This window comes from Streptomyces sp. NPDC002779, from assembly GCF_042888685.1.
GTDB lineage: Bacteria > Actinomycetota > Actinomycetes > Streptomycetales > Streptomycetaceae > Streptomyces.
Genome location: NZ_JBIAQC010000007.1, coordinates 94,673 through 114,867 on the forward strand (window position 1 = coordinate 94,673; position 20,195 = coordinate 114,867).

22 protein-coding genes and 1 riboswitch are annotated in these 20,195 nt (G+C 72.2%); of the genes, 11 read left to right on the forward strand and 11 right to left on the reverse strand.

Features of this window, described 5'->3' with window-relative positions; translation table 11 throughout:
* Window positions 1–21: 21 nt before the first annotated feature.
* Window positions 22–1,017, forward strand: a complete 996-nt coding sequence (locus ACFYW5_RS20860; RefSeq protein ID WP_389418521.1) for a 2-hydroxyacid dehydrogenase — start codon at window positions 22–24, stop codon at window positions 1,015–1,017.
* Here ACFYW5_RS20860 and ACFYW5_RS20865 read toward each other — a convergent pair.
* The 3 genes from ACFYW5_RS20865 to ACFYW5_RS20875 form a co-directional block, all read right to left on the reverse strand.
* On the reverse strand, window positions 969–2,849 hold the full coding sequence (locus ACFYW5_RS20865; protein WP_389418522.1) for an anthranilate synthase family protein: 1,881 nt from the start codon (window positions 2,847–2,849) through the stop codon (window positions 969–971). The two genes, ACFYW5_RS20860 and ACFYW5_RS20865, sit on opposite strands and share 49 nt — an antisense overlap.
* Before the next feature lie 118 nt (window positions 2,850–2,967).
* Window positions 2,968–3,030, reverse strand: coding sequence for a trp operon leader peptide (locus ACFYW5_RS20870; protein WP_358864531.1), 63 nt, complete (start codon window positions 3,028–3,030; stop codon window positions 2,968–2,970).
* Between the two features lie 9 nt (window positions 3,031–3,039).
* Window positions 3,040–3,639 (reverse strand): TetR/AcrR family transcriptional regulator, encoded by a 600-nt coding sequence (locus tag ACFYW5_RS20875; RefSeq protein ID WP_389418523.1) that lies wholly within the window; start codon window positions 3,637–3,639, stop codon window positions 3,040–3,042.
* A gap of 52 nt (window positions 3,640–3,691) precedes the next feature.
* On the opposite strand from ACFYW5_RS20875, the gene ACFYW5_RS20880 reads away from it, so the two are divergent.
* From ACFYW5_RS20880 to ACFYW5_RS20890, 3 genes are all read left to right on the forward strand, one after another.
* Window positions 3,692–4,618 carry a DUF2867 domain-containing protein gene (locus ACFYW5_RS20880; RefSeq protein ID WP_389418524.1) on the forward strand — a complete coding sequence of 309 codons (927 nt, stop codon included), beginning with the start codon at window positions 3,692–3,694 and terminating at the stop codon, window positions 4,616–4,618.
* Window positions 4,615–5,967, forward strand: a complete 1,353-nt coding sequence (locus ACFYW5_RS20885) for a class II 3-deoxy-7-phosphoheptulonate synthase (protein WP_389418525.1) — start codon at window positions 4,615–4,617, stop codon at window positions 5,965–5,967. The genes ACFYW5_RS20880 and ACFYW5_RS20885 overlap by 4 nt, the downstream gene beginning before the upstream one ends.
* Window positions 5,968–6,081: 114 nt before the next feature.
* Window positions 6,082–6,363: a bacterioferritin-associated ferredoxin gene (locus tag ACFYW5_RS20890; RefSeq protein ID WP_389418526.1), complete on the forward strand. Its 282-nt coding sequence runs from the start codon at window positions 6,082–6,084 to the stop codon at window positions 6,361–6,363.
* A gap of 36 nt (window positions 6,364–6,399) precedes the next feature.
* On the opposite strand, the gene bfr is transcribed toward ACFYW5_RS20890, so the two are convergent.
* Window positions 6,400–6,876 (reverse strand): bacterioferritin, encoded by a 477-nt coding sequence (bfr, locus tag ACFYW5_RS20895; RefSeq protein WP_250070345.1) that lies wholly within the window; start codon window positions 6,874–6,876, stop codon window positions 6,400–6,402.
* Window positions 6,877–7,072: 196 nt separating this feature from the next.
* Between bfr and ACFYW5_RS20900 the strand changes: the two genes are divergently transcribed.
* Window positions 7,073–7,705 carry a sulfite oxidase-like oxidoreductase gene (locus ACFYW5_RS20900; protein ID WP_389418527.1) on the forward strand — a complete coding sequence of 211 codons (633 nt, stop codon included), beginning with the start codon at window positions 7,073–7,075 and terminating at the stop codon, window positions 7,703–7,705.
* Between the two features lie 7 nt (window positions 7,706–7,712).
* Here ACFYW5_RS20900 and ACFYW5_RS20905 read toward each other — a convergent pair whose 3' ends face one another.
* The 5 genes from ACFYW5_RS20905 to thiO all read right to left on the reverse strand — a co-directional run bounded on the left by ACFYW5_RS20905 (window position 7,713) and on the right by thiO (window position 12,786).
* On the reverse strand, window positions 7,713–8,591 hold the full coding sequence (locus ACFYW5_RS20905; protein ID WP_389418528.1) for a deoxyribonuclease IV: 879 nt from the start codon (window positions 8,589–8,591) through the stop codon (window positions 7,713–7,715).
* Between the two features lie 16 nt (window positions 8,592–8,607).
* Window positions 8,608–10,539 (reverse strand): Stk1 family PASTA domain-containing Ser/Thr kinase, encoded by a 1,932-nt coding sequence (pknB, locus tag ACFYW5_RS20910; RefSeq protein ID WP_389418529.1) that lies wholly within the window; start codon window positions 10,537–10,539, stop codon window positions 8,608–8,610.
* Between the two features lie 94 nt (window positions 10,540–10,633).
* Window positions 10,634–11,428: a thiazole synthase gene (locus tag ACFYW5_RS20915; RefSeq protein WP_389418530.1), complete on the reverse strand. Its 795-nt coding sequence runs from the start codon at window positions 11,426–11,428 to the stop codon at window positions 10,634–10,636.
* A gap of 3 nt (window positions 11,429–11,431) precedes the next feature.
* Window positions 11,432–11,632 carry a sulfur carrier protein ThiS gene (thiS, locus tag ACFYW5_RS20920; protein ID WP_389418531.1) on the reverse strand — a complete coding sequence of 67 codons (201 nt, stop codon included), beginning with the start codon at window positions 11,630–11,632 and terminating at the stop codon, window positions 11,432–11,434.
* Window positions 11,629–12,786, reverse strand: a complete 1,158-nt coding sequence (thiO, locus tag ACFYW5_RS20925) for a glycine oxidase ThiO (protein WP_389418532.1) — start codon at window positions 12,784–12,786, stop codon at window positions 11,629–11,631. The genes thiS and thiO overlap by 4 nt, the downstream gene beginning before the upstream one ends.
* A riboswitch (TPP riboswitch) is annotated at window positions 12,784–12,895 on the reverse strand. Its footprint overlaps the gene before it by 3 nt.
* A gap of 52 nt (window positions 12,896–12,947) precedes the next feature.
* Between thiO and ACFYW5_RS20930 the strand changes: the two genes are divergently transcribed.
* The 6 genes from ACFYW5_RS20930 (at window position 12,948) to ACFYW5_RS20955 (ending at window position 17,764) form a co-directional block, all read left to right on the forward strand.
* A complete protein-coding gene (locus ACFYW5_RS20930) occupies window positions 12,948–13,298 on the forward strand; it encodes a hypothetical protein (protein ID WP_389418533.1) in 351 nt (116 codons plus the stop codon).
* Between the two features lie 50 nt (window positions 13,299–13,348).
* Entirely contained in the window at window positions 13,349–14,548 is a 1,200-nt protein-coding gene (locus tag ACFYW5_RS20935) for an NAD(P)/FAD-dependent oxidoreductase (RefSeq protein ID WP_389418866.1), read from the forward strand.
* Between the two features lie 84 nt (window positions 14,549–14,632).
* Window positions 14,633–15,004, forward strand: coding sequence for an Rv2175c family DNA-binding protein (locus ACFYW5_RS20940; RefSeq protein WP_351981965.1), 372 nt, complete (start codon window positions 14,633–14,635; stop codon window positions 15,002–15,004).
* 74 nt (window positions 15,005–15,078) lie between these two features.
* Window positions 15,079–15,726, forward strand: coding sequence for a thiamine phosphate synthase (gene thiE, locus ACFYW5_RS20945; protein ID WP_389418534.1), 648 nt, complete (start codon window positions 15,079–15,081; stop codon window positions 15,724–15,726).
* Window positions 15,727–15,836: 110 nt separating this feature from the next.
* Window positions 15,837–16,760, forward strand: coding sequence for a methylenetetrahydrofolate reductase [NAD(P)H] (gene metF / locus ACFYW5_RS20950; RefSeq protein ID WP_389418535.1), 924 nt, complete (start codon window positions 15,837–15,839; stop codon window positions 16,758–16,760).
* Between the two features lie 56 nt (window positions 16,761–16,816).
* Window positions 16,817–17,764 (forward strand): hypothetical protein, encoded by a 948-nt coding sequence (locus ACFYW5_RS20955; protein ID WP_389418536.1) that lies wholly within the window; start codon window positions 16,817–16,819, stop codon window positions 17,762–17,764.
* Between the two features lie 41 nt (window positions 17,765–17,805).
* Here the strand turns inward: ACFYW5_RS20955 and ACFYW5_RS20960 are convergent, their stop codons facing one another.
* Together ACFYW5_RS20960 and ACFYW5_RS20965 are read right to left on the reverse strand one after the other, a co-directional pair.
* On the reverse strand, window positions 17,806–19,305 hold the full coding sequence (locus ACFYW5_RS20960; protein ID WP_389418537.1) for a phytoene desaturase family protein: 1,500 nt from the start codon (window positions 19,303–19,305) through the stop codon (window positions 17,806–17,808).
* A 30-nt stretch (window positions 19,306–19,335) separates the two neighbouring features.
* Entirely contained in the window at window positions 19,336–19,953 is a 618-nt protein-coding gene (locus ACFYW5_RS20965) for a DUF4126 domain-containing protein (RefSeq protein WP_389418538.1), read from the reverse strand.
* Between the last annotated feature and the right edge of the window lie 242 nt (window positions 19,954–20,195).

Sequence of the window (20,195 nt, forward strand, 5' to 3'; positions counted from 1 at the left end):
CCTCTGAGCCGGGAGCCTGACGTGGAGATTCTCGCCTTCGGTGTCCAGGCGGACGAGAGGCCCCTGATCGAGCACGCCTTCGCCGGCCACCACGAGGTCCGCTGCCTGGACGTCTTCCTCAACGAGGACACCGCTCCGATCGCGGCCGGCTACGAGACCATCTCCACCAGCGTCAACGCCGACCTCGGCGCGCGCGTCCTGGAGCTCCTCGCGGCGGGCGGCACGCGGATGGTCGCCCAGCGCTCCACCGGGTTCAACAACATCGACCTGGACGTCGCCGAACGGCTCGGCATGACGGTCGCCCGGGTGTCGTACTACTCGCCGTACTCGGTGGCCGAGTTCGCCTGGACCCTCGCCATGGCCGTCAACCGCCGTGTCGTGCGCGCCTCCACCCGCACCCGGGACTTCGACTTCCGGCTCGACGGGCTGATGGGCCGCGACCTGCACGGCCGTACCGCCGGAGTCCTCGGCACCGGCAAGATCGGCGAGGCATTCGCCCGCATCGCGCACGGCTTCGGCATGCGGCTGCTGGGCTGGGACATCGCCGAGAACCCGGCCTGCACGGAACTTGGCATGCGCTACGTCCCCAAGGACCAGCTGCTCGCCGAGTCCGACCTGGTCAGCCTGCATGTGCCGCTGATGCCCGAGACCCGGCACCTGATCGACGCACCCGCCCTGAAGGCGATGCGGGACGACGCGATCCTGGTGAACTCCAGCCGCGGCGGCCTGATCGACACCGCGGCCCTCGTCGCGGAACTGCGCGAGGGCCGCTTCGCCGGCGTCGGCCTCGATGTGTACGAGGCGGAGGCGGGCCTGTTCTTCCTCGACAAGTCCCTCCAGCCGATCGAGGACGACGTCCTGGCCCGGCTGGTCACCTTCCCGAACGTCCTGGTCACCTCGCACCAGGCGTACTACACCGTGGACGCCGTCGGCCAGATCGTCGACGCCACGGTGCAGAACGTCCTGGACTACACGGCGGGCCGCCGCTCGGAGAACGTGCTGGTGCCGCGCAGCTGACCGACCAGCTCCCGCACGATCGAGGCGCCGTTCAGGGTCAGCACCGACTCGGGGTGGAACTGCACCCCGGCGAAACCGGGCCCGCGCAGCGCGTGGACCTCGTACGACGGGCTCCGGCTGATCTCGACGCCGTGCGCGGCCAGTTCGCCGGCCGCCTCGTCGTCGCAGCGGGCCACGAAGCTGTTGTAGAAGCCGACGGTCTCCGGCCGCCCGAACAGATCGACTGACGTCTGCGCCCCCTGGTACGGGATCTCCTTGCGTACGATCTCCAGCCCCAGCTCCGCCGCGATCAGCTCGTGCCCGAGGCAGACGCCGAGGACCCCGTGCCGGTGGCCGCGGAGCACCTCCGCGGTCAGGGCCCGCAGCAGGCGCATCTTGGGATCAGCGGTGTCGGCCGGGTCGCCGGGACCCGGGCCGAGCACGAGAGGTCCCTCGTGCGCGCGGACGGCTTCCGTGAGGCCCGGCTCGTCGTAGCGCCGGACGGTGACCTCCAGCCCGCCGGAGCGCAGCACGTGCGCGAGCATCGCGGTGAAGGTGTCCTCGCCGTCGACGACCAGGGCGTGCCCGGTCAGCTCCGCGGCCCGCTCCTGCATCCGCAGCCAGAACGGCGCGAGGAACGCACGGCGTCCGTCGAGCGCGGCACGCACGCGGGGGTCTTCGGCCAGCCCGGGGCGCGCGCTGTCATGGCGGGGCCGGGACGGGCGTACGCCGAGGGCGGCCAGCACTCCCGCCGCCTTGGCGTGGGTCTCCGCGACCTCGCTCTCCGCGTCCGAGCCCCGCACGAGGGTCGCGCCGACCGGCACCCGCAGCCGCCCGTCCGCGTCGATGTCCGCGGTGCGGATGAGGATGGGGGAGTCGAGGGTCTGCGCGCCGCCGGAGTCCCGGCCGAGCAGCGCCAGGGCGCCCGCGTAGTAGCCGCGCCCGCCGACCTCGTGGCGCTCGATGACCCGGCAGGCGTTCTGCACGGGGGAGCCGGTCACGGTGGCCGCGAACATGGTCTCCTTCAGCACCTCCCGCACGTCCAGCGAGGACTTGCCCCGCAACTCGTACTCGGTGTGCGCGAGATGGGCCATCTCCTTCAGCCGGGGCCCGATCACCACCCCGCCCATGTCCCCGACGGTGCACATCATCTTGAGCTCCTCGTCGACGACCATCGACAGCTCCTCGATCTCCTTGCCGTCGGCGAGGAAGTCCAGCAGATGCTCCGGGGTCGGCCCCTCGGCGGGATAGCGGTACGTCCCGCTGATCGGGTTCATCACGACGGTGCCGCCGGACATCCGCACGTGCACCTCGGGGCTCGCGCCGACCAGGGTCCGCTCCCCGGTGTGCACGACGAACGTCCAGTACGCGCCCCGCTCGCCCTCCAGCAGCCGCCGGAACAGCGCGAGGGCGTCGGCCCTGCCGAACCCGGGGATGTCCCCCTCGTACGTCCGCCGGATCACGAAGTTCGCGCCCTCGCCGCGCCCGATCTCCTCCCGCAGCACGCGCCCGACGATCTCGGCGTACTCCTCGTCGCCGACGTCGAACCGGCCGCCCTGGACGTGTACGTCGTGGGCGGGGAGCTGGTCCAGTGCCTCGGCGATCGGGATCTCGTGGGTTTCCCGGGGGATCAGCACCGTCAGGGGCGTGCCGTCGTCCCGGACGTCGAAGCCCCGCTCCCGGATCTGGCGGAAGGGCACGAGCGCGAGGCCCTCGTCGGGCAGGTCGGCGAGGTGGTCGCAGGAGCGGACCGGGCCGAGGAGGACCTCGACGGTGTTCTCGTCATGGCCCGGCGTGCGGCGGCGCAGCAGGGCGAACGGGCGGGGATCGTCGAGCAGGTCGAGCAGCTGCATGGGTCCGTCTTCCTTCTCCTGAGAGGACGCCTGAGAGGACTCTCCCGAGAGGAACGGACCCCGGAAAACACCGAAGGCCGCCCCTCGGGCGGCCTTCGCGAAGTCTGAGTACGCGCAGTCAGCGGGCCGCCGGAGAAGCGGTCCACCACCAGTTCTGGTTCTGGGTCGAGTGCGCGAACATGCCCCGACCCTAACGCATCAGCAGCAGATCCAGGGCGCGGTCGAGATAACCCGTCAGCCCGTCCCCCTCCGGCAACGTGGCCGGGACGGCGTGGGCGAGCTGGGCGTGCCCCAGGTAGACGCTGTACGCGAGCAGTCCGCGGCGCCGGGCCTCCGGCTCGGGGAAACCTGCCTCGGCGAAGAGCCGCGCCACATAGGCGACCCGGCGCTCGGTGACCCGGCCGAGCACCGCCGCGACGCGCGGGTCGTCCGCGGTCGCCAGCAGGGTCACCTCCAGCACGTCGTCCGCGGCCGCCCCGATCGCCTCGGCGAACAGCAGGCGCAACCGCCGCTCGGGGTCGGGCTCCGTCTCCAGCTCGGTGATGAGTGCCTCGGTCTGGGTCTCGGCCCAGCGTTCCAGCGCCGCCTCGATCAGCGCGTCCCGGTTGGCGAAGTGCCAGTAGAAGCTGCCCTTGGTGGTGCCGAGCCGGGTGGCGAGCGGTTCCACGGCGACCGCGGCGAGGCCGCCCTCGCCCATCGCGAGGAGCGCGGCGTCCGCCCAGTCGTCGGCACTGAGCCGGGCCTTGCCGGGGGTCTTGCCGGGGGTCTTGCGAGGGGGGCGTTGCACCATGACCGTACGGTACCGTACGGTTGACCATACGCCACCGTATGGAGGTGCTCCGATGGGCACTGTACGCAATGTTCACGACCGCATCCTGGCCGCGCCCGCCGAGCGGGTCGGCCCCCTCCTGGACCGCCTCTCCGGCCCCGACGACCCGCTGTTCCCGACCCCCGCCTGGGCCCCCCTCCGCCTCGACCGGCCGCTCGCCGTCGGCGCCGCCGGCGGACACGGCCCGGTGCGCTACTCGGTCGCCGAGTACGACCCCGGCCGCCGGGTCCGCTTCGCCTTCGACCCGCCCGGCACCGGGTTCCACGAACTCTCCGTCGAGCCGCTCGGCCCCGGCCGCTGCCGCATCCGGCACGTTCTGGAGCAGTCCCTGCCGCCCCGGGAGCGCCTGGGCTGGCTGCTCGCGGTGCGCGCGCTGCACGGCACGGTCATCGAGGAGCTGTTCGACAACGCCGAGCGGGCCGCCACCGGCTCCGTGGCCCGCCCCGTGCGCCGGGGCCGCTACGTGCGCCTGCTCCAGCGGCTCACCTGGGACCGCCCGACGGCCGTCGCGGTGCCCGAGGAGGCCGCCCTGCTGCACGCCGCCTTCCCCGCCACCGACTACGCCGACGCCTACGCCCTGGACCTGCGCCCGGGGATGCCGACCGACGCGGAAGCCTGGGAGGGCACCCTGCCGGGCACCCCGGTGTTCGGCCGTACGGACCACGAGGTCCTGCTCGGCCAGGACGCGGGGCATCTCGACTACCGGGTCTCGGTCCTGATGGACCCGGCGGCCCGGACGGTGACCCTCGGCTCGGTGGTCCGCATCCACAACCGGCGGGGCCGTCTGTACTGGTCGGTGGTCCGCCACGCGCACCCCTTCATGGCCCGGCTGATGCTCCGGCGCACCCACCGGCGGCTGGCCCTGGCGGCCCGCGGCGCGTCTCACTTGGTGAGCCAGGGAATGGACGGCGGGGACAACCCCGTAGTGTTGACGTCGTGACCGTGAACGCTAAGACCAGCGCGAGCGCTGGCAACACCTGGCGAAACCTGCCCGCGGCGCAGCAGCCCGAGTACCCCGACACCGAGGCTCTGCGCGCAGTGATCGCGGACCTCGAGTCGTATCCGCCGCTCGTCTTCGCGGGCGAGTGCGACCAGCTGCGCGCCCGGTTGGCGGCCGTCGCCAAGGGAGAGGCGTTCCTCCTCCAGGGCGGCGACTGCGCCGAGGCGTTCGACGCGGTGTCCGCCGACCAGATCCGCAACAAGCTCAAGACCCTGCTCCAGATGGGCGCCGTGCTGACGTACGCCGCCTCGGTGCCGGTCGTGAAGGTCGGCCGCATCGCCGGTCAGTACTCCAAGCCGCGCTCCAAGCCGACCGAGACCCGCGACGGCGTGACGCTGCCGACCTACCGCGGCGACTCCGTCAACGGCTTCGACTTCACCGAGGCCGCCCGGATCCCGGACCCCGAGCGCCTGAAGCGGATGTACAACGCCTCCGCCTCCACGCTCAACCTGGTCCGCGCCTTCACCACCGGCGGCTACGCCGACCTGCGCCAGGTGCACGCCTGGAACCAGGACTTCGTGAAGTCGTCCCCGTCCGGCCAGCGCTACGAGCAGCTCGCCCGCGAGATCGACCAGGCGCTCAACTTCATGCACGCCTGCGGGGCCGACCCGGAGGAGTTCAAGACGGTCGAGTTCTACTCCTCGCACGAGGCGCTGCTGCTGGACTACGAGTCGGCGCTGACCCGAGTGGACTCCCGCACCGGCCGGCTCTACGACGTCTCCGCGCACATGGTGTGGATCGGTGAGCGCACCCGGCAGCTGGACCACGCGCACATCGAGTTCGCCTCGAGGATCCGCAACCCCATCGGCATCAAGCTCGGCCCGACGACGACGGCCGAGGAGGCGCTGCAGTACATCGAGCGCCTGGACCCGGAGCGCGAGCCGGGCCGGCTGACCTTCATCGTCCGCATGGGCGCCGACAAGGTCCGCGACAAGCTCCCGGAGCTGATCGAGAAGGTCACCGCCTCGGGCGCCACGGTGGCCTGGGTGACCGACCCGATGCACGGCAACACCTTCGAGGCGGCCTCCGGCCACAAGACCCGCCGCTTCGACGACGTGCTCGACGAGGTCAAGGGCTTCTTCGAGGTCCACAAGGCGCTGGGCACCCATCCGGGCGGCATCCATGTCGAGCTCACGGGTGACGATGTCACCGAGTGCGTGGGCGGTGGCGACGAGATCTTCGTCGATGATCTCCACCAGCGCTACGAGACGGCCTGCGACCCCCGCCTGAACCGCAGCCAGTCCCTTGACCTGGCCTTCCTGGTCGCGGAGATGTACAGGGACCAGTAGCCGGTTCGGCTGTTGCACAGGAGCTCAGTGGGGCGCGGATCACATACGATCCGCGCCCCACGCCACTTTTCGGGTTCCTGTGCGCCGGGTAAGGTTAGGTTAGCCTCACCGACCATGAATCGGGACGGCACCACGTATCGATCCCGGCGGGAGGTGAACCGCGTGTACGTCTGCAGTTGTTTCGGCATCACCGAGCAGCAGGTGAAGAAGCACGCGGAGGACGGTGCCTGCACCCCCCGCCAGATAGCGTCGGCCTGCAAGGCGGGCACCGACTGCGGTTCGTGCGTACGCCGGATCCAGGCGCTGCTGGGCCGGGGCGCGTGCCCCCGCCGTGAGCTGGCCGACCAGGGTCGTCCGGTCCTCGCCGGGCTGGAGCAGCTGGAAGAAGTCGCGTAGCGGTTCGGCCCGGGGGCGCTGCTCAGGGGCTCCCGCTCAGCTCGGCTGCTCGATCTGCTGGGCCAGGTAGAGCGCCTCGCCGAGCTTGTCGATCAGCTCCAGCTGGGTGTCCAGGTAGTCGATGTGGTGCTCCTCGTCCTCGAGGATCGACTCGAAGAGATTCGCGGACGTGATGTCGCCCTTGGTGCGCATCACCTCGATCCCGCGCTTGAGGCGGTCGATCGCCTCCACCTCCACCTGCCGGTCCGCCTGGAACATCTCGGTGACCGTCTGGCCGACCCGGACATGGAACAGCCGCTGGTAGTTGGGCAGACCGTCGAGCATCAGGATGCGCTCGGTGATCTTGTCCGCGTGCTTCATCTCGTCGATGGATTCTTCACGCGTGTACTTGGCGAGCTTGGTCCAGCCCTTGTTGTCCTGGATCCGGTAGTGCAGCCAGTACTGGTTGATCGCCGTCAGCTCGCCGGTGAGCTGCTCATTGAGGAATTCGATGACCTCGGGGTCGCCCTGCATCGCAGAGGCTCCTTCCAAGAGAACGGGGGAACTGGGGAACTGGCAGGTTGCGCCGCATCCTTGCACCGGTATCGAAGATCGTCCAGTAAGTCTTCACTTAGTAAGTAAGTGCATGCTTAGTTTGAATTTGACCGCTTTGCCTCTTTTGTCGCACCGCTGGTCAAGTGCACTGCCTCGGGTCTGTCAGGATGGATACATGGGTCAGCCGGTGGAGAGCGCATCTGGAGGAGCGGTACAGCCGGAGCTCCCGCCGGGGCAGCGCCTGCAGCGCGGCTGGCCGGTCACCCACTACGGACCGGTCCCCAAGTTCCGCCCCGAGCGCTGGGAGTTCAGGGTCTTCGGCGCCACCGCCGACGGCGAGAAGCGCTGCTGGAGCCATGAGGAGTTCGCGGCCCTGCCGTACACCACCGTGGTGGCCGATCTGCACTGCGTCACCAAGTTCAGCATGCTCGGCGCCGAGTGGGGCGGGATTCCGGCCCGGAGCATCCTGGAGCTCGCCCCGCCCGCCGACACCGTCACCCATGTGATGGTCTGGGCCGAGTACGGCTTCAGCTCGAACCTCCGCCTGGAGGACTTCGCCGACGAGCGCGCCATCTTCGCGACGCACAAGGACGGCGAACTGCTCACCGCGGAACACGGCTTCCCGCTCCGGCTGGTGGTGCCTCACCTGTACGCCTGGAAGGGCCCCAAGTGGGTCCGGGGCGTGGAGTACATGACCACCGACCGCCGCGGGTTCTGGGAAGAGCGCGGGTACCACAACATCGGCGACCCCTGGAAGGAACAGCGCTACTCCTACCAGGAGGGGCCGGGGGACGGGCCCGAGCTCTAGGTCCCCTCTAGCGCTTCCCGCTTTCCCGCAGCTTCTTCAGGCGCTCCACGTCCGCCGCGTGCCCCTCCTTGCCGCCGGGCGTCTCGATGATCAGGGGTACGCCCTCGGTGGCGGGGTGGGTCATCAGTGCGCGGAACGGGTCCTCGCCGATGTGTCCGGAGCCGATGTTCGCGTGCCGGTCCTTGTGTGCGCCGACCACATCCTTGGAGTCGTTGGCGTGGATCAGCTTCAGCCGCCCCTCGCCGACCGTCTCCACCAGCAGATCCAGGGTCTGGTGCATGCCGTCCGGGCCGGTCAGGTCGTGCCCGGCGGCGAAGATGTGGCAGGTGTCCAGGCAGACGCCCAGCTTGGGATGGGCGTCCAGCGCCTCGAAGTACGGCCCGAAATCCCAGGTGCGGGAGCACAGCGAGGAGCCCTGGCCGGCCGTCGACTCCAGCAGCAGGAACGGGTCGTCGTCGTGGGTCAGCTCGTCCAGCAGCGGCAGCAGGTACTCCCGGACCTGCCGCAGCGCCACCGAGCGGTCCCGGCCGCCGGTCGCGCTGCCCGTGTGCACGACCACGCCCAGCGCCCCGATCTCCCGCCCGCGGCGCAGGGAGTGCCGCAGCGACTCCACCGACCGCTCGGCGGTCGCCTCGGTGTGCGAGCCGAAGTTGATCAGGTACGGGGCATGGACGTACGCCGGGATGGATCCCTGCGCGCAGGCCGCGCGGAACTCCTCGTCCTGCCGCGGGTTCCCGGCGGGCGTGGCCCAGCCGCGCGGGTTGGCGACGAAGACCTGCACGGTCTCCGCCTTGAGGTCACGGGCGTAGGCCAGGCCGACGGAGTTCAGTCCGCCGGCCACCGGGACATGGCCGCCGACGGGGTTGCGGAGGTGCGGAACGGTCATCGGTGCGTGCGTCCTGTCAGCGGATCTCGATGGTGATCGTCGAGCCCTTGGGAGCGGTGTCGCCGCCCTCCACGGACTGGCTCTCGACCGTGTCGCCGAACAGCCCCAGCAGCCCGCGGTCCTCGTCGACCTCGAAGCCCGCGGCCTCCAGAGCGGCCGTGGCGTCGTCGACGCTGTCGCCGACCACGTCCGGGACCTCGATCATCTCCGGGCCCTTGGACAGCGTCAGCGTCACGGTGTCGCCCGCGACGGCCTGGGTGTCGGCCTGCGGCGTCTGCTCGGCGACCTCACCCTTGTCGTACTCGGACGAGGTGACCTCCTCCGTGGCGACGCGCACCTTCAGGCCCGCCTCCGTCAGCTCGGCCCTGGCGTCCTCCAGGCTCTCGCCGGTGACGTCCGGGACGTCGACCGGGCGGCCCTTGCTGAGCACCAGCGCGACGGCGGAGCCCGAGCGGCGCTCGGTGCCGGCCTCGGGGCTGGTGGAGATCACGGAGCCCCGGGCGACGCTCTCGCTGAACTCCCGGGTGACCATGCCCGGCTCCAGACCCGCGCTCTTCAGCAGCTCCTTCGCCTTGTCCAGCCGGTAGCCCTCCAGGTCGGGCACCTCCACGACCTGCGGCCCCTTGGAGACGACCAGATTCACCGCGTCGTTGTGCCGGATACGGCTGCCGACGCCCGGGTCGGTGCTGATGACCCGGCCGCGCTCGACGGTGTCACTGAAGGCACGCTCGACCGAGCCGACCTCCAGACCGGCATCCCCCAGCCGGTCCTTGGCCTTCGCCTCGGTCTGGGTCAGCAGCGCCGGGACCCGGGTGAACTGGCCGGAGTTGATGTACCAGACGCCCGCGCCGACGCCGAGGACCAGCAGCACGGCGACGACCAGGGCGAACGGGCCGCGCCGCGACACCCGGCGTCCGGCCGGGGAGGGCGGGAGCGGGGCGGCGGACTCCAGCCGGCTGGTGCGGTGGAACCGGTCCTCGTCCTCGTCGACCGGCAGCGGGCTCGGCACCGTCAGCGAGCGCGGGATCACGCTCGTGCGGTTCTCGGCGCCGTCGTGCTCGGCGGACAGGGCCTGCGGAGGGAGCGCGTCCAGCTGGGCCTCGCTGAGCGTGGCGCGGGCCGCGAGGGCCTCGGAGAGCAGCGCCACCGCGTCGTGCGGGCGGACGTCAGGGGTGCGCGCGGTGGCCGAGGCGACCAGCGCGTCGAGCTCGTACGGCAGGCCGGGCACGGTGGCCGACGGCGGCGGGACGTCCTCGTGCAGATGCTTGTAGAGCACGATCGCGGGGGAGTCCCCGTCGTGCGGCTTCTCGCCGGTCAGCATCTCGTACAGCACGACACCGCACGCGTACACGTCGACGCGGGCGTCGGCGGTGCCCGGCTGCTCTATCTGCTCCGGCGCGAGGTAGGAGACGGTGCCGAGGACGGCACCGGTGGTGCTGGTGACCGAGCCCACGGAACGCACCAGCCCGAAGTCGGCGACCTTGACCCGGCCGTCGTCCCCGATGAGCACGTTCTCCGGCTTCATGTCCCGGTGCACGAACCCGGCCCGGTGCGCGGCGCCGAGCGCGGCGAGGACGGGCTCCAGGATGTCCAGGGCGGCACGCGGCTGCAGCGCCCCGCGGTCGCGCAGCACGTCACGCAGGGTGCAGCCGGCGATGTACTCCATGGCGAGATAGACGTACGACCCGTCGGTCCCCTGGTCGAAGACCTGCACGACATTGGGGTGCGCGAGCCGGGCGACCGACTTGGCCTCGCGGATGAACCGCTCCACGAAGATCCCGTCGGCGGCGAGCCCGGGGTGCATCACCTTCAGCGCGAGCACACGGTCGAGCCGGGTGTCCACGGCCCGGTAGACCGTGGCCATCCCACCGACGGCGATCCGCGCATCGACGCGGTAGCGTCCGTCGAGCACCTGCCCGACCAGCGGGTCCTGAAGGGTCGTATCCACGCAGGCGAGTGTACGAGCAGCGACTGACACCCCCGGCTCTCCGTCCGGGACAGTGGCGGGACTGAAGCCGACCTGTGACGCAACCCACGGCCGTTCAGAACGCCGGCCGCTCCGGATCCAGCACCGCCCGTCCCGCCACCGGGGAGGACGCCTCGGCGAAGTGCCGCCGGGGAATCCGGCCCGCCCGGTACGCCAGCCGGCCCGCCTCCACCGCGTGGCGCATCGCGTCGGCCATCAGGACCGGCTCCTTGGCCCGCGTCACCGCCGAGGCGAGCATCACACCCGCGCACCCCAGCTCCATCGCCAGCGCCGCGTCCGAGGCCGTACCTGCTCCGGCGTCCAGGATCACCGGCACGCGCGCGTGCTCCACGATCAGCTGAAAGTTGTGCGGGTTGCGGATCCCGAGCCCGGAGCCGATCGGCGAGCCCAGCGGCATGATCGCCGCACAGCCCACGTCCTCCAGCTTGCGGGCCAGCACCGGGTCGTCGTTGGTGTACGGCAGCACCGTGAACCCGTCGTCCACCAGGGTCTCCGCCGCGTCCAGCAGCTCGATCGGGTCCGGCAGCAGGGTTCGCTCGTCGGCGATGACCTCCAGCTTGACCAGATCGGTGCCGAGGGCCTCCCGCGCGAGGCGGGCCGTCAGCACCGCTTCCCCGGCCGTGAAGCACCCCGCCGTGTTCGGCAGCACCCGGATGCCGAGCCGCTCCAGCACCGACAGCACCGAGCCGTGCACCGAGGCGTCCACCCGCCGCATCGCGACCGTGGTCAGCTCGGTGCCGGACGCGGCCAGCGCCCGCTCCAGCACCTCCAGGGAGGGCGCGCCGCCCGTCCCCATGATCAGCCGGGACGAGAAGGACGTACCGCCGAGGACAAAGGCATCGTCGGCCATGGGTCAGCCTCCTTGGACGGCGGTCAGGACCTCGACGCGGTCCCCCTCGGAGAGGGACGTCGAGGACCACTGCGCGCGCGGGACGACGGTTTCGTTGAGCGCGGCGGCCACTCCGGAGGGCGCCGCGGTGAGGGACTGCACGAGCGTGTCGAGAGCCGTGCCCGGCTCGATCCGCCGACGCTCGCCGTTGACCGAGATGTTCATACGGGCTGCTCCGTGCGTGCGAACCGCTTCGGACTGAAGGGACGGGCCTCGTCGGTGAGTTCACCGGTGGCCAGGGCGTGCGCGAGGGCGTCCCCGGTGATCGGGGTGAGCAGCACGCCGTTGCGGTAGTGCCCGGTCGCCAGCAGCAGGCCGTCCAGCTCGGTCGGGCCCAGCAGGGGCGCGTTGTCGGGGGACCCGGGACGCAGCCCCGCGCGGGTCTCGGTGAGCGGCAGCTCGGTGATGCCGGGCATCAGCTCGTGCGCGTCGCGCAGCAGCTCGTACACGCCTCCCGCGGTCACCGTCGTGTCCCAGCCCAGCTCCTCGCTGGTCGCGCCGACGACCAGCTCGCCGTCGGCCCGCGGCACCAGGTAGACCTGGCTGCCGCGCACCACCGCGCGGACGGTCCGGCTCAGGAACGGCGCCTGCCGCTTCGGCACGGTCAGCCTCAGCACCTGCCCCTTGACGGGCCGTACGGGAGGCAGCACGGCCTCCGGGACGCCCGCCAGCCGCCCGCTGAGGCTGCCGGCCGCCAGGACCACCTGCCCGGCGCCGAGCACGGTGCCGTCGTCCGTCACGCACCCGGCCGCCCGCCCCTGCACCACCGACAGCCGCGTCGCCCACGCCCGGTGGAAGACCACGCCCGCCCGCTCACAGGCCGTCACCAGCGCCCGCGCCAGGCGCCGCGGGTCGATCTGGTGGTCGCCGTCCACCCGGAGCCCGCCGCGCACGCCCGGCGCGAGCATCGGCTCCAGCCGCCGGCACTCCCGCCCCGACAGCCACTCCGAGTCGAGGCCCGACTCCCGTTGCAGCGCGTGCAGTTCCCGCAGATGCGCCCGGTCGTCGGCGTCCAGCGCGACCGCGAGGGTGCCGCACTGGCGGTACCCGAGGTCCTGTCCGGTGAGGTCGGTCAGCTCGGCCGCGAACGCGGGATAGCGGCGCGCCGAGGCCAGATTCAGGCCGAGCAGTGTCTGCTCGCCGTAGTGCAGTTCCGTGACGGCGGCCAGCATGCCGGCCGCCACCTGGGCGGCGCCGCCGCCCGGCTCGGGGTCCACCACGGCCGTGGCGAACCCGCGCTGTGCGGCCCGCCACGCCGTGACCAGGCCGATGATTCCGCCCCCGAGGACGAGGACGTCTGACGAACGCGTAGGCGACATGGGCGTCCAGCCCCTCCCTTCGCCGGCATGACCCGGATCAGGTTCGTACGGTCGGAGGCCGCCAGCCTCCCTCTCAGCCCGGTGCGTCCGGGCTCCCGCGAGTGCTTGTACGTTGGCCACCCTAACCGCTCGTTCCGCGCCTCTGCAGGGAGCCTCGCCCCATGCCCCGCTCGCTCGACGGCCTCGTCCTCGCCCCTGTCGCCGACCAGGCCCCAGGTCAGGTGGGCACGCGGACCCGCTTCACCTACCACGAGAAGGACGGGGAGATCTGGGCCGATTACGCGGGCGGCGATGTCGTACGCGGGCATCTGGTGGGCACGCGCGAGGGTGACCGGCTGGACTTCCGGTACGTGCAGCTCAAGCGGGACGGGACCACTGCGTCCGGGCACTGCGTGTCGACGGTCGTGGAGCTGCCCGACGGGCGGGTGCGGCTGGAGGAGAGCTGGCAGTGGGAGTCCCGGCCGGGCCGGGGAACCAGCGTTGTGGAGCAGGTCACGCGGCACGACGGCTGACTGACAGTTTGTCAGTTGACTATGGTGATCAGGTGAGCGAGCAGACGACGATGTCGCAGCGGCGGGTGGTGGTGGTCGGCGCGGGCATGGCCGGCGTGCAGACCGCGGTCGCCCTGCGTGAACAGGGCTTCACGGGCACGGTACGGGTGATCGGCGCCGAGCCCCACCAGCCCTACGACCGGCCCCCGCTGTCCAAGGCCGTCCTGCTCGGCAAGGCCGAGGGATCCGCCTTCGACATGGACTTCGAGGCACTCGGCATCGAACTCGACCTCGGCCGCGAGGTCCTGGGCGTCCGCCCGGCCGACCACGAGCTGGACACCGCCGCGGGCCCGGTTCCCTACGACGTCCTGGTCGTCGCCACCGGCGCCGAGCCGATCCGGCTGCCGGGCGCCGAGGGCGTGCCCGGAGTCCATCTGCTGCGCACCCTCGACGACGCCGAGCGGCTGCGGCCCGTGCTCGCCCGCCAGCACGACGTCGTGGTCGTCGGTGCGGGCTGGATCGGCGCCGAGTTCGCCACCGCCGCGCGTGAGGCGGGCTGCTCGGTGACGGTCGTGGAGGCGGCGGACCGGCCGCTCGCGGGCGCGCTGCCCGCCGAGGTGGCCGCGCCGATGACCGCCTGGTACGCCGACAGCGGGGCCGAACTGCGTACCCGCGCGCGTGTGGCGCGCGTCGAGCCCGGCGCGGTGGTCCTCGACGACGGCTCGGTGCTGCCCGCGGGGGCCGTCGTGGTCGGCATCGGCGCCCGCCCCGCCACCGCCTGGCTGGCCGGCTCCGGCGTCGAGCTCGGCGCGCACGGCGAGGTGGTGGCCGACGACCATCTGCGCACCGGCGTCCCCGACGTGTACGCGGTCGGCGACTGCGCCTCCTTCCCCTCCGCCCGCTACGGCGAGCGCCTCCTGGTCCACCACTGGGACAACGCGCTGCAGGGCCCGCGCACGGTCGCCGCCGACATCGTCGGCGAGGACCCGCTGGTCTACGACCCGGTCCCGTACTTCTGGTCCGAGCAGTTCGGCCGCTTCGTCCAGTACGCCGGCCACCACGCGACGGCCGACACCACCGTGTGGCGCGGCGACCCGGCCGGCCCCGCCTGGACGGTCTGCTGGCTCCGCGAGGGCCGCCTGATCGCCCTGCTCGCGGTCGGCCGGCCCCGGGACCTGGCCCAGGGGCGCCGCCTGGTCGAATCGGGCACCCGCATGGACCCGGCCCTGCTGGAGGACCCGGCCAGGCCCCTGAAGAAGGCGACGGCCTAGGTTCTCCCGTCCGGACCATCCTGAGGTCCTGGCTCGGAGCGGCCTGGCTTCCTGATGTCAGTGCGGGATGGCAGGCTTGGTTCCGTGACCGAGATTGACGCAAAGATCGATGCTCTCGTCCCCGCCTGGCTCACCCTCCCCGACATCGCCGAACAGCTCGGCGTCGAGGTGACGCGTGTGCGGCAGCTGGTCAAGGACGGCCAGCTCATCGCCGTACGCCGTGGTGAGAACCGCGCGCTGCACGTCCCCGCCGCCTTCATCGACGGAGCCGAGCAGAAGGTCGTCAAGGGCCTGGCCGGGACCCTGACGCTGCTCCGGGACGACGGCTTCACCGACGAAGAGATGCTGGAGTGGCTCTTCACGCCCGACGAGAGCCTGCCCGGCACCCCCGCGCAGGCCCTGAGCGAGAATCGCGGCACGGAGGTGAAGCGCCGCGCCCAGGCGCTCGCCGTCTGAACCGATCAACAGTCCCGGTGTACGGGCCGCGGGTCGCCCGGGGCCCGTACACCACCGAGCACGGGGGAACACATATGCCCGCCACCGCACGCGACCGCTTCAGCGACGCCCGGCTGTACCTCTGCACGGACGCCCGCAAGCGCCAGGGAGACCTCGCCGAGTTCCTGGACGCGGCCCTGGCGGGCGGGGTCGACATCGTGCAGCTGCGCGACAAGGGCATGGAGGCCGCCGAGGAGCTGGAGCACCTGGCGGTCCTCGCCGACGCCTGCGCGCGCCACGGCAAGCTGCTCGCGGTCAACGACCGCGCGGACGTCGCCCATGCCGCGGGGGCCGACGTCCTCCACCTCGGCCAGGGCGATCTGCCCGTGTCGGCCGCCCGGGCGATCCTCGGCGACGACGTCCTCATCGGCCGCTCCACGCACGCCCTGGCCGAGGCCGAGGCCGCCGCGGTCCAGGAGGGCGTGGACTACTTCTGCACCGGCCCCTGCTGGCCCACGCCGACCAAGCCCGGCCGTCATGCCCCCGGCCTGGAGCTGGTCCGGCAGACCGCCGCCCTCGGCACCGGCCGCCCCTGGTTCGCCATCGGCGGCATCGACCTGGGCAACCTCGACGAGGTGCTCGAAGCGGGCGCCCGGCGGGTCGTCGTCGTCCGGGCGATCACGGAAGCGGACGACCCCGGCGCCGCGGCGGCGGAGTTCGCCAAGCGGCTGCGGCAGGGGTAGCGGCTCCTCCCGGGCCACCGTCTGTCCACGGACTGGACAACAACCCGACAATTCGGGCAAATATCCGGCATCCGGTTGGGGGACCGTCGCCCCCTGGCTAACCTGCGGGTATGGCCCTCGGCACCGCATCCACCAGGTCGGACCACGCTCGTACCGTGCGCGACATGCTCGCGACCGGCAAGACGACGTACTCGTTCGAGTTCTACGCCCCCAAGACGCCGAAGGGCGAGCGGAACCTGTGGAACGCGCTGCGCCGGGTCGAGGCCGTGGCGCCCGACTTCGTCTCCGTGACCTACGGCGCGGGCGGCACCACCCGCGCCGGCACGGTCAAGGCGACCGAGGCCATCGCCTCCACCACCACGCTCACCCCGATCGCCCACCTCACGGCGGTCGACCACTCGGTGGCGGACCTGCGCAACATCATCGGGCAGTACGCCGACGCCGGGATCCGCAACATGCTCGCGCTGCGCGGCGACCCGCCCGGCGACCCCATGGGCGACTGGGTCCCGCACCCGCAGGGCCTGACCTACGCCGCCGAACTCGTCGAGCTGATCAAGGCGTCCGGCGACTTCTGCGTGGGCGTCGCGGCCTTCCCGGCGATGCACCCGCGCTCCGCGGAGTGGGAGACGGACGTCCGGCACTTCGTCGACAAGTGCCGGGCCGGCGCGGACTACGCGATCACCCAGATGTTCTTCGACCCGGAGGACTATCTGCGGCTGCGCGACCGGGTCGACGCGGCCGGCTGCCCGACCCCGATCATCCCCGAGATCATGCCGATCGCCAGCGTCAAGACGCTGGACCGGATCCCGTCCCTCACCAACGCGGCCTTCCCGGCGGCCCTGAAAGAGCGGATCCTCACAGCCAAAGACGATCCGGCCGCTGTACGCTCCATTGGCATCGACTTCGCCACGGAGTTCTGCGCACGGCTGCTGGCCGAGGGAGTGCCGGGTCTGCACTTCATCACGCTGAACAACTCCACGGCGACCCTGGAGATCTACGAGAACCTGGGCCTGCACCATCCTCCGCAGGCCTAGACCGGCCGCACCGGTGTACGACACACTGCGTAACGGCCACTGGGAGAGGGGCGTACATGGGCTGGACGGTCCTCTACATCGCGTTCGGCATCGTCGCGCTGTGGCTGCTCGGTGAGGTGCTGCTGCAGTACAAGGCACGCCTGCGCTGGCGGCTGCTCGCCTTCGTCGGCTTCCTGGGCGTAGTGCTCGGGGTGTTGATCCCGTCCGTGATCGTCATCGGGCTGGGCGCCGCCGCCTTCGCGGTCGGCCAGACCTACGTCACGCTGTCGTTCCGCCGCGGCTTCGCCTCCGGCTGGGCGGTGAACGCTCCGGCGCTGGCCGGCTCCAAGCGCCGCCGCGGCGAGCCGGAGCACCAGGAACCGACCCTGGAGGTCTCCGGCCTCGAAGCGGGCGAGGGCCGCTACGACGACGGCGGCTACGGCCGGGACCGCGCCGACTACGGCCAGGACGACTCCTACGACCGCGACGACGTCTTCACGCCCGCCCGCCCGGCGGGGCCCTCGGCCGCCGAGACCACCGCGATCTACGAGCCGCAGCCCCTCCCGGACGACACCGGCTCCTACGGCGTCTACGGCACCCAGCCGGACCCCTCCTACGCGGCGGCGGCCCAGCCCCAGGACCAGTACGCAGCCACCGCCCAGGGCGCCGACCAGGGCTACGGCTACGACGGCTACACCGGGTACGACCAGCAGCAGTACGGCTACGACACGACCGGTCAGCAGCAGTACGCCGCCTACTCCGACCCGTACATCGGCACCCAGACCTACGGCGGCGGCTCCTACGACGCGGGCTACGGCCAGCAGTACGGACAGCAGGGCTACGCCCAGGACCAGTACGTCACCGGCACCTACACCGGCGAGGGCACCCCGCCCGGCGGTGTGTGGGTCCCGCAGCAGCGCAACACCGACGACCCCTACGGCGGTGAACTCCCGCCGGAGCAGCCGTATCCCTACCAGGGCGGCCAGGGGCAGCAGGGCGGGTACGACGAGCAGTACCGCTTCTAGCGGCCTTTCCGGCTTCTAGCGGCCTTTCCGGCGGCCCGTCGTCACTGAGAGCCCCGGAAGTCCGGTCCCTCCACGATCAGCCCGGCGACCAGCGCGCCCGACATGCCTGCGTGCGCCAGGCCGCCGCCGGGGTGCGACCAGCCGCCGACACCGAACAGGCCCGGTATCCGGGTGCTGTTGGACGGGTACAGGAAGCTCCCCTCCGCCGCGGCCAGCGCGGGCGCGGGCACCCCGCCGCCCTCGGCGCCCGTCTCCGCCTCGGTGTGCACCGGGGTGCGCACCTCACGCCACAGGGTCCGCTCGCGCAGTCCCGGTACCGCGCGCTCGGCGGCCTCGGCCATCCGGTCCGCGAAGGAGCCGGCGGCGCCGGGCGCGGCCCAGTCGTACACCGCCCGTGAGGGCACCGTCGCGGTGAGGACCACCGACTCGTGCTCCTCGTCGGGCCGCAGGGCGGGGTCGTCCGGGCGGTCGACGCGGACCGTCGGCCGGGCGGGCGGCTCACCGCGCCCGAGGGCGTCCAGCTCGGCCCTGCGGTCCGGGGCATGCACCACCGTCCGGTGCGCGGCACCCGCCTCGCGCGCACCGTGCAGCGCCAGGCAGACCACGACCCGGCCAGGGGCGGCCCCTTCCGGCCGGGGTCCGACGTCCGCCGTCCCGTACAGCTGATGGCCGGTCAGGCTCCATGGCCGGGTGCCGACCACGAAATCCGCCTCCGCCACGGTCCCGTCCGCCAGCTCGACCCCCGCCGCCCGGCCGTCCTTCTCCAGGACCCCGGTCACCTCGGCGCCGAAGTGAAACGCGACCTTCCGGGCCAGGCACCGCTCGTGCACCGCGCGCGCCAGCTCCCGGGCACCGCCGAGGACGTACCAGGTGCCGAAGGCGTGCTCCATGTACGGCAGCACGGCCGCGCTCGCCGGGGCGGCCTCGGGATGCAGGCCGTACCCGAGCGCGTGGCTCTCCAGCAGGGCGGTGAGCCGGGGGTCGCGCAGCTCCCAGGCGCCGACCTCGGCGAGGGTGGCGGCCCGGCGGGTGCGCAGCAGCCGCTTGTGCGGGACCGCCGGATAGGGCTCACGCCCGGCCAGCACCTCCCAGTTGGGCCACAGGGGCTCCTCCAGGAGCGGTCTGCGGCTGCGGTCCCAGGCCTCGCGGGCCCGCACCAGGAAGTCGCCCCAGCGTCCGCCCGCGCCCGCGCCGAGCGCCTGGTCCAGGGCCGCGACCACTCCCGCGCGCGAGGCGTTCGGCAGGGACACCTCGGTGCCGTCCGCGAAGACATGCCGCGAGGACGGGTCGACCTGGACCAGCTCGACGCACTCCTCCAAGGGCTCCCTGCCCGTCTTGACGAACAGATCGCGCCAGACCGCGGGCAGGGTCAGCAGACCGGGGCCGGTGTCGAAGGCGAAGCCGTCCCGCTCGAAGCGGCGCACCGCTCCGCCGTACGTCTGCGTACGCTCGTACACCGCCACCCGGTGGCCCGCGACGGCCAGCCGGGCGGCGGCCGCCATCGCGCCCGTCCCGGCGCCGATCACCGCAATCCGTGCCATGCCAGGGACTTTATCCGCCACCACTGACAGTCACGGCGGCGGAGGCGGCCCGGACCCCGCCGCCAGCCGTCTCTCCTCCCGCCGCTGGGCCCTGCGCCGCAGGAACCGCCGGATCCGCGAGGCGAGGAGGACCAGCACGGTGAGACCGGTGAGCAGCAGCACACCGGCGATCACCGCGGCCGCCTCCGGGTTGAACATCGCGAAGGTGACGATCCCGGCGACCCCGAGATCCTCGGCGACACTCACGATCACGTTGCTGAACGGCTCCGGAGAGGTGTTGACCGCCATCCGCGTCCCGGCCTTGACGGCATGGCTGGCCAGCGCCGAGGAACCGCCGACCAGGCCCGCCGCCACGTCCGACAGCGAGCCGCTCTGCCCGGCGAGCAGCGCGCCCACCCAGGCGCCGGCGGCCGGGCGGATCACGGTGTGCACCGAGTCCCACGCCGAGTCGACGTACGGGATCTTGTCGGCGACCGCCTCGCACAGGAAGAGCACGCCCGCCGCGATCAGCACCTCGGGGCGCTGGAGCGACTCGGGGACCTCGTCGCTCAGTCCCGTCGCGCCGAACAGGCCGAGGAGCAGCACCACCGCGTACGCGTTGATGCCGCTGGCCCAGCCGCTGGTGAAGACCAGAGGGAGTACCGACACGGACGCGATCGTAACCAGTGGGCGGCGGCCCGGTGTGGGCCCGCGCACGCAGGGCTGAGTACGCGTACCTAGCCGGTGAGATGAGTACGCGCGCGGATGGGCCGCGACCTGCGGGAACGAGACAGTGGAGGCACGGAGAAAGGGACCGGCTCCGGCACCGGCGACACGGGGCGCCGGAACGGAGCCGCCCTGGATCCGCTCCTTCCGCCGGCCCGCGCGTCGGCGGAAGCGAGACACGGGGA

What these genes read in the sequence shown, in the direction of transcription:
- ACFYW5_RS20905 (WP_389418528.1), bottom strand. Translation starts at nt 8,591, where the DNA reads ATGACCGTTCCGCACCTCCGCAACCCCGTCGGCGGCCATGTCCCGGTG.
- ACFYW5_RS20935 (WP_389418866.1), top strand. Translation starts at nt 13,349, where the DNA reads ATGTCGCAGCGGCGGGTGGTGGTGGTCGGCGCGGGCATGGCCGGCGTG.
- ACFYW5_RS20865 (WP_389418522.1), bottom strand. Translation starts at nt 2,849, where the DNA reads ATGCAGCTGCTCGACCTGCTCGACGATCCCCGCCCGTTCGCCCTGCTG.
- ACFYW5_RS20875 (WP_389418523.1), bottom strand. Translation starts at nt 3,639, where the DNA reads ATGGTGCAACGCCCCCCTCGCAAGACCCCCGGCAAGACCCCCGGCAAG.
- ACFYW5_RS20960 (WP_389418537.1), bottom strand. Translation starts at nt 19,305, where the DNA reads ATGGCACGGATTGCGGTGATCGGCGCCGGGACGGGCGCGATGGCGGCC.
- bfr (WP_250070345.1), bottom strand. Translation starts at nt 6,876, where the DNA reads ATGCAGGGCGACCCCGAGGTCATCGAATTCCTCAATGAGCAGCTCACC.
- ACFYW5_RS20890 (WP_389418526.1), top strand. Translation starts at nt 6,082, where the DNA reads ATGAATCGGGACGGCACCACGTATCGATCCCGGCGGGAGGTGAACCGC.
- thiE (WP_389418534.1), top strand. Translation starts at nt 15,079, where the DNA reads ATGCCCGCCACCGCACGCGACCGCTTCAGCGACGCCCGGCTGTACCTC.
- thiO (WP_389418532.1), bottom strand. Translation starts at nt 12,786, where the DNA reads ATGTCGCCTACGCGTTCGTCAGACGTCCTCGTCCTCGGGGGCGGAATC.
- ACFYW5_RS20930 (WP_389418533.1), top strand. Translation starts at nt 12,948, where the DNA reads ATGCCCCGCTCGCTCGACGGCCTCGTCCTCGCCCCTGTCGCCGACCAG.
- ACFYW5_RS20915 (WP_389418530.1), bottom strand. Translation starts at nt 11,428, where the DNA reads ATGGCCGACGATGCCTTTGTCCTCGGCGGTACGTCCTTCTCGTCCCGG.
- thiS (WP_389418531.1), bottom strand. Translation starts at nt 11,632, where the DNA reads ATGAACATCTCGGTCAACGGCGAGCGTCGGCGGATCGAGCCGGGCACG.
- ACFYW5_RS20900 (WP_389418527.1), top strand. Translation starts at nt 7,073, where the DNA reads ATGGGTCAGCCGGTGGAGAGCGCATCTGGAGGAGCGGTACAGCCGGAG.
- metF (WP_389418535.1), top strand. Translation starts at nt 15,837, where the DNA reads ATGGCCCTCGGCACCGCATCCACCAGGTCGGACCACGCTCGTACCGTG.
- ACFYW5_RS20955 (WP_389418536.1), top strand. Translation starts at nt 16,817, where the DNA reads ATGGGCTGGACGGTCCTCTACATCGCGTTCGGCATCGTCGCGCTGTGG.
- ACFYW5_RS20880 (WP_389418524.1), top strand. Translation starts at nt 3,692, where the DNA reads ATGGGCACTGTACGCAATGTTCACGACCGCATCCTGGCCGCGCCCGCC.